This is a genomic window from Steroidobacter cummioxidans, assembly GCF_003104955.1.
Map to the genome: position 1 here is coordinate 64,590 of NZ_LSRW01000085.1, position 7,242 is coordinate 71,831.

The 7,242-nt window shown below is 61.6% G+C and carries 6 protein-coding genes; 1 reads left to right on the top strand and 5 read right to left on the bottom strand.

Annotation, left to right across the window (positions count from 1 at the left end; all coding sequences use genetic code 11):
• The first annotated feature begins 18 nt into the window (after positions 1-18).
• On the top strand, positions 19-1,683 hold the full coding sequence (locus tag D0550_RS29845; RefSeq protein WP_116812844.1) for a hypothetical protein: 1,665 nt from the start codon (positions 19-21) through the stop codon (positions 1,681-1,683).
• A 19-nt stretch (positions 1,684-1,702) separates the two neighbouring features.
• Here the strand turns inward: D0550_RS29845 and selB are convergent, their stop codons facing one another.
• From selB to D0550_RS29870, 5 genes are all read right to left on the bottom strand, one after another.
• Positions 1,703-3,619, bottom strand: a complete 1,917-nt coding sequence (selB, locus tag D0550_RS29850) for a selenocysteine-specific translation elongation factor (protein ID WP_116812845.1) — start codon at positions 3,617-3,619, stop codon at positions 1,703-1,705.
• Positions 3,616-4,545 (bottom strand): formate dehydrogenase accessory protein FdhE, encoded by a 930-nt coding sequence (gene fdhE, locus D0550_RS29855; RefSeq protein ID WP_116812846.1) that lies wholly within the window; start codon positions 4,543-4,545, stop codon positions 3,616-3,618. The genes selB and fdhE overlap by 4 nt, the downstream gene beginning before the upstream one ends.
• The gene (locus D0550_RS29860) at positions 4,514-5,185 is read right to left on the bottom strand and encodes a formate dehydrogenase subunit gamma (RefSeq protein ID WP_206606623.1); all 672 of its coding nucleotides are present in this window, start codon (positions 5,183-5,185) and stop codon (positions 4,514-4,516) included. Before D0550_RS29860 ends, fdhE begins: the two co-directional genes overlap by 32 nt.
• A gap of 57 nt (positions 5,186-5,242) precedes the next feature.
• Positions 5,243-6,109: a formate dehydrogenase subunit beta gene (fdxH, locus tag D0550_RS29865; RefSeq protein ID WP_116812847.1), complete on the bottom strand. Its 867-nt coding sequence runs from the start codon at positions 6,107-6,109 to the stop codon at positions 5,243-5,245.
• Positions 6,110-6,119: 10 nt separating this feature from the next.
• A partial coding sequence (locus D0550_RS29870; protein ID WP_206606624.1) for a molybdopterin dinucleotide binding domain-containing protein occupies positions 6,120-7,242 on the bottom strand: 1,123 nt, incomplete at its 5' end.

Genomic DNA, 7,242 nt, shown 5'->3' on the forward strand with positions numbered 1-7,242 from the left:
GGCATGGAGAGAATCAGAATGAAAATTCGTAAGCAGATCCTGGCGGGCGCCGTCGCCAGCAGCATGATCGGACTGGCAGCGTGCGGCGGCGGCTCCACTGGCTCGCAGGACGTCGGCACCAACCCCAGCGGCAACTCCGGTCCAAATAGCAGCCGGACGTTTCATGCCCGTGCAATCGACGGCTATCTCGCCGGCGCTACGGTGTTCGTCGATCAGAACTTGAACGGCAAGCTCGACGCGTTCGAGCCGCGCGCGCTCACTGACAACCATGGCTACTTCTCATACAACCATCGCACCAACACGGACTATTGCGCCGAAGGTGGCTTGAATCAGTACTGTCTGCGTGGCGCGATTGCTGCGGACACCGAAGTGGTGCTTCGCGTGACGGGCGGCTATGACACGGTCACCTCATTGCCTTTCAAGGGCATGCTCAGCCTGCGCTCGAGCGATCTGAAGCGTGACGATCTGCGGCTGGTGACGCCGTTGACCAGCACGGTTGCGGACTCTTCGTCGAACGTGCAGGCCAAGCTCGATGCGCTCATTGCGGCGGGAGTGCTGCAGCCGGGCGGCACGTTGAAGGACGATCTATTGGCCGGCGGAAACGCCGAGCAAATGAGCCGCGCGCAGTTGCTGGCGATCATTTCGCGCATGACTGGCGAGGTGGGCAATTTGACGCAGCCGCCCGCTACGTTCGCGGACGTGGAGGGCCCGACCTGGGCTGCGGGTTATATTGAGGCGGCAAAGAAACTCGCGCTGATTGACGGCGTGGGAACGTTTGAGCCCGCCTTCACCTCCGTCGGGTCGCTGGAGGATATCGCACGCCGCGCGATCTTCGCGGCGACGAACGCGGGGTTGGTCATGCCTGCCGATTTCCAGTTGCCGAATTACGCCGCGTACCAGCCGATATTGCAGAACACGGCGGATATCATTGCGGTGAACAAGCTGGTTATCGACAGTCTGCCGCCTGTCCCGACGCCGGAGGAGCTCAAGGCAGTTCTGCGTCTGCAGATGGTGGCCGCGGAGCGTGGGTTCAACAATCCGGCTGATTCCCAGTTGGACAATATGGCCGATTGGGTTCGCAATCAGCTCGCTCAAGGCAATGGCCTCGGCAGCGATTTCACCGCGCTCGGAGGCGACAACATCGATCTGAGCGCGCTCATCGCGCCGGGCTTCAATTTCGATCCGAGCTCCAACTCGATCAGCGCCAGCGCGACGATTCCGGCCGGCGCCGCGACCGCCTTTGCGTCACTCGTGAATACGGCCTTCTCGGTCAACCTCGATAAGCCGCACGAGCGCGGCGACGCGGTGTTCTTCATCAGTGGCGCGAACGGTGCGCGCGACGGCGATATCAAAGTCTGCGTGCGTTATCGCGGCGACGATGGCGATTTCGATACGACGAGCAGCGCCGATCCGAACGGTGCATTGCTGGTCAGCGGCCGCTGGAGCTTGCTGGACGATCACACGTTGACATTGGGCATCAACGTTGCCGGCGGCGTGCGCTCGATGCTGCTCAAGGCGGTCGGCACCAATCCTTCCGGTCTCGACTATCGCTTCGACTTCGGCAAGGACCTGTCGAGCTGGAGCGGCTCGGCGCCCGCGGGCTTCGCAGCTGGCTCAGTGCCGGCGAACGATACAGCCTGCAAAGCTGCGCTGATCGAACGATTCGGTCAGATGACGACCTAAAGCGATACGAGGGCAGGGCTCATGACGGGCCCTGCCTTCTGCTCCAGCCGCTGTCCTTGCGCAGCACGTGCAAATCATGGACGCGCCGCGTGTAGCCGACGCGATCGAAGAATTCCAGAATCTGGATGGAACGTTTGCGGCCCAGCCCGATCGCATCCCGATAGCTCGCGGCATCGACACTTCCTTGCTGCTGCGCCAATGAAGCGATGACCCCGGCCAGTGTGTCGACGCGGTCGCTGTCATAGAACAAGTCATGCACTATCTGGCAGAGCGCGCCGCTCGCGGCTTGTCGACGCAAAATCTGGCGCACGCGTTCTTCAGGCTGCCGGACTGCAACCGCCAGGTCTCTCACCCAAGGCGGCTCGGGACGCCCTTGCCCGATGAGTGATAGCAGTTGTCGTGCCAACTCCTGATCGCTTTCTGAAAGCGTCGCTGCGTGTTGCGGCAATTGCAGCCACGGTCCCTGACGGACGACCGAGCCCTCATGCACGAGCTCGTCGATCAGCGCAGTCCACAGTGGTGTGAGTAGATCCGGCCGAGCCATTCGACGCAGTCGGCCGCTGTCGGGGCCAGCGTCGTCGGGAAACTCAGCGTGAAACTCCCGCAAGGCGATGAGCACGTCTGCACGCAGCGATTCCCACGCAGACTCGAGGATGGCGAACGGATCCTGACTCGTGCCTCGGATCAGCGTGCTGGTTGGAAGTATCAAATTTTCTGCGTCGTGGCCGGTCAAGCGTTCGAGATCAGCCAGGCTCACGCCGTTCGGCGCATCGACCAACAGCTGCGACAGGCCTTCTCCGGCCAGCATCCTCTCGACTGCATCCAGATAGCCCAGGCGCTGAGCCGAACGGCGCTTGCGGGATGGGGCGACTGAGTCCAGAACGACGCCGCCGCCAATCGTATGTGCGGCCTGGGCGTCGCGAATGATGAACCGATCGCCGGGAAGAGCGCCGATCGCCGTTTCAAACACGAGCTGAGCCCGTGCTGATTTGCCAGCTTCGAGACATTCCGTGTCGAGCACGGTCAGGTGAGCCACAACGTGCGCCGCTCCGATATGGACGTGCAGCGTTGCGCCGCTCGCAAGACTCAGTTTGCTGTGTGCTAACAAACGGAGCCGCGCGTCGACCCGGCTGGTTGAAACGAGCACGCGCGAATCGCCCAGCCAATCGCCACGCGACACTGCGCTCTTCTCGACACCAGCAAGATTCAACGCGCAGCGCTGACCGGCGACGCCGTATTCACTCGGACGATTCTGCGCATGGATGCTGCGAACCCGGGCGGGAAAGTTTCCGGGCATCACGACGACCGTCTCTCCAACCCGGACGCGTCCAGAGAACACCGTGCCCGCTACGATCGTGCCGTGGCCGGGTAGGGTGAAGACTCGATCCACCGCTAGCCGAAAGAGTCCCTCGGCGCCGCGCGCTCGCATTTCTGTGGCCGCTTCGTGCAGATGTTTGCGAAGCTCAGCCGTGCCGCGATCATTTGCGGCGGTGGCATTCACAGAGAAAATCGGTGCGTTCGCCAGCGCAGTATGGTGCAGAAGGTTGCGTACTTCCGCCTCGACTTCGTGCACTCGTTCGGGACACACTCGATCGATCTTGGTTAGTGCCACCGCACCTCGTGTGATGCCGAGCAACTCCAGGATCGCCAGGTGCTCGCGAGTCTGTGGCATCACTCCATCATCTACAGCAACGACGAGTAGCGCGAAGTCGATGCCGCACGCGCCGGCGACCATCGTGTGGATCAGCCGCTCATGTCCCGGTACATCGACGAAACCGAGTACGTCGCCGTTGGGCAGCGGAGTGTATGCATAGCCGAGCTCGATCGAGATGCCGCGTTCTTTTTCTTCCTTCAGACGATCGGTGTCGATACCGGTGAGCGCATGCACTAGGGAGGTCTTGCCATGATCGATGTGCCCGGCAGTGCCGATGATCATGACGGATTCCACAGCAGCGGATTGGAGCTGGCGCGGTGATAACCCGCATCGCTCAGCAGCAGATCGAGCGCCAGGCTGGCGAGATCGTCAGCCACTGGCTCAACCGCGCTGTCTTCCTCCTGATACAGAATCTTTCGATACGTATGGCAGGTATCGCAGCACTCGGCGCGAATGCCGCGCGGTCCGTTCTCGATCGATTGATAGCTGATGCCTTGGGTCGTCTGGCAATGACTGCACTTCACTCGAACCATGTGCCACTCGGTCGCGCATAGTGCACAGTGCAGATAGCGCAGTCCTTGCGACCGCGAGTCGGCTCGCACGACGCTCGCTACGGGCAGGGTGCCACAGGTCGGACACACGCCAGGGACGTCCAGTTCCTGAATGGCGTCGAGGCTCAAACGGCTTGCAAGAGACACCCAGTACACCTGCAGGGCAGCCATGATGAATGGAGCGGACGCGGCGTCGACTGCCGAGGTCTGTGCCGCCAATAGACTGTCTGCCTGCGCTTCGAGTTGATCCGATTCCAGATTGCGCAATAGATCGCAGACTGCACTTGCTTGCTGCGGCAGATCGGGTACCGCTGCGACAGACTCGCAAATCAGATCCAGTGATCGAAGCCACTGTTCTTTCCGTCGCCAGCCGACAACCGAGACCGGCGGCATGTGAAACGTCCGTGCGTGTGCAATCTGCTCGGCGTCAGGTAAAGCGGATTCGAGGTTGGTGAGGGCGATCTGCTGCGCGTCGGCAAGATGCGCCATGAGCTTCAGGTATTCGCCGATAGCATGCCCGATCGCACCAGCCTCGCTCTGTTGGCGCAATCGCGCGGCGCGTGTGGAAAACACACGCGCGCGATCGGGAAGGCGCAAGCGCTGCAAGTCTCGTTGCGCGAACGCTTCAATCTGACCGGGGTCGAGGATGCGTTGCATGGAGCTTTTCCCGGAACCAGGCGCGGTGATGTTTCCAGGCCCAGCCAGGCGTGACGGTACCACGCGTCATGGCGGCAATCGACCCTTTCACCCAGAACGCAGCATAGATGTGTACGACGATGGCGCAGATCAGGACAAAGGCGCAGATCGCATGCACGACCGCGGCGACGCGAATCATGCCGAGCGAAAAGTACATGGAAAAAAACTGACGCCAGATGACGATGCCGGACAGCAGCAGCCCGAGGATGGACACCACCAGCACGAAGAACAGCAGCTTCTGCCCGGCGTTATAGCGGCCGACCTCGGGTAGTCGCTCCTCTCGGTTGTTGATTACGTCGCGCCCCTGGCGCAGCCACTGCCAGTCGCGCGGCTCCATCTTGTTGAACTTCCACATCGCCGCCGCCAGCAGCGCGAAGGCGATCGCCATGACCAGTCCGAGGAACGGATGCAGGATGCGTGTCCAAGTGCCGCCGCCCAGCAGCGCACTCAACCAGTACAGTGCCGGATGAAACAACGCCAGCCCCGAGATCGCACTCAATATGAAGACGATGGCCACGAACCAGTGATTGGTGCGTTCGTTGGGGGTATAGCGCTGGATCGTGCGGCGCTGTGGATCACTCGTGGTGTTGTCGATGTTCACTTCATTGGCTTGGCCCGCTTCCGTTTTCTCGCGCCGCGGCCTGCTCGTTCGCTTTTTTCATTGCGTNTTTCGTTTGCGGCCGACGCGGATGTAGTGGAGGAAACCTGCAAGCGCCGTCAGCACGATGCCGGCGAGTGCAAGCGGCTTGGTGGCACCTTTCCATGCGCTCACTGCCGGACTGATGTGCGGGTCCTCTGGCAGGTCGTTATACAGTTGCGGCTGGTCGGCGTGATGCAGCACATACATCACATGGGTGCCGCCGACGCCCGGCGGATCGTACAGACCGGCTTTGTCGAAGCCGCGCGATTTCAGATCTTCGACCCGCTCGGCGGCGTGTTGGTGCATGTCTTCTTTCGTGCCCCACACCAGCGCGCCCGTCGGACAGGACTTGATGCAGGCGGGTTCGAGGCCGACGGCAACGCGATCCGAGCACAGCGTGCACTTATATGCTTTGTGATCTCGCTTCGAAATGCGTGGAATGTTGAACGGGCAGCCGGCGATGCAATAACCACAGCCGATGCAGTTCTCCTCATGGAAATCCACGATGCCATTGGCGTACTGCACGATGGCGCCAGGAGCAGGGCAGGCCTTGAGGCAACCTGGATCGGCGCAATGCATGCAGCCGTCCTTGCGAATCAGCCACTCCAGATCGTTGCCCTTGTCGGGATTCTCGTACTCGGCGAAGCGCATCAGCGTCCAGGACTGATCGGTGAGATCGTGTGGGTTCTGGTAGCTGCCGACGTTGGTGCCGATCTCATCGCGCAGATCGTTCCATTCCATGCACGCGACCTGGCAGGCCTTGCAGCCGATGCACTTGGTCGTGTCGATGAGCTTCGCCACCGTGCCGGTGTGCGACTGTCGCACGCTCGGCGATGCGGTCGTGGTAGCGGAGCGCCGGACGATGTCGAGTGATTGCAGTGCCATGGCGACTCTCCTACACCTTCTCGACCTTCACCAGGAACGCCTTGAACTCCGGCGTCTGCGAGTTGGCATCGCCGACGAAGGGCGTCAGGGTGTTGGCGATATAGCCGGGCTTGGCGAGGCCGGTGAATCCCCAGTGAATCGGGATGCCGACGGTGTGTACGGTCTTGCCTTCGATGTTCAATGGTCTGATGCGCTTGGTGACGACCGCGACTGCTTCAATATGGCCGCGGTTTGAACTGACTCTCACGCGATCGCCCTGAGCAACGCCGAGCTCACCGGCCAGTGCCGCGCCGATCTCGACGAATTGTTCGGGCTGCGTGATGGCATTCAGGCGCACATGTTTCGTCCAGTAGTGGAAGTGCTCGGTCAACCGATAAGTCGTCGCCACGTGCGGGAACTGCGCCGCGGTGCCGAGCGCTTCGCGATCTGTCTTGAAGATGCGTGCGGCCGGATTGCTGACAGCGCGCGGCTCGTTGCGACTGAGTGGGTTGTAGCCGAGTGGTGATTCGAACGGCTCGTAATGTTCCGGGAACGGGCCTTCGGTCATGTTGCCGCGCGCGAAGAAGCGCGCGACCCCTTCCTGGTTCATGATGAACGGTCCGACACCGTCAGCCGGAGCATCGCCGACTCTGTAGTCGGGCGTGTCGGCGCCGATCCATTGTTTGCCGTTCCACGTGATCAGCATGCGTTCCGGATTGAACGGCTTGCCGTTGGGATCGCAAGAGGCGCGGTTGTACAGCACACGTCGGTTCGCCGGCCATGCCCACGCCCACTGCAATGTCTGCCCGATACCCGTTGGATCCGAGTTATCCCGTCGTGCCATGAGATTGCCGGTCGGTCCCCAGGCGCCGCAGAAAATCCAGCAACCGCTGGCGGTCGTGCCGTCGTCGCGCAGCTCGCCGAACCCGGCCAATTGTTCGCCGCGCTTGCGCAGCACATTGTTCTTGTCTTTGGGATCGACCAGATCGGCAAGCGCCCGACCGGAGTATTCCTTGGCGAGCTCTTCGGGGGTGGGCTGGTTCGGCTGTATGTAGGGCCACGCCAGATTCACGATGGGATCGGGGAAGGCTCCGCCTTCGGTTTGATAGAGCTTGCGCAGCCGATTGAACAGCTCNNNNACNNATCTCCGAGCC

What these genes read in the sequence shown, in the direction of transcription:
- fdhE (WP_116812846.1), bottom strand. Translation starts at nt 4,545, where the DNA reads ATGCAACGCATCCTCGACCCCGGTCAGATTGAAGCGTTCGCGCAACGA.
- D0550_RS29845 (WP_116812844.1), top strand. Translation starts at nt 19, where the DNA reads ATGAAAATTCGTAAGCAGATCCTGGCGGGCGCCGTCGCCAGCAGCATG.
- selB (WP_116812845.1), bottom strand. Translation starts at nt 3,619, where the DNA reads ATGATCATCGGCACTGCCGGGCACATCGATCATGGCAAGACCTCCCTA.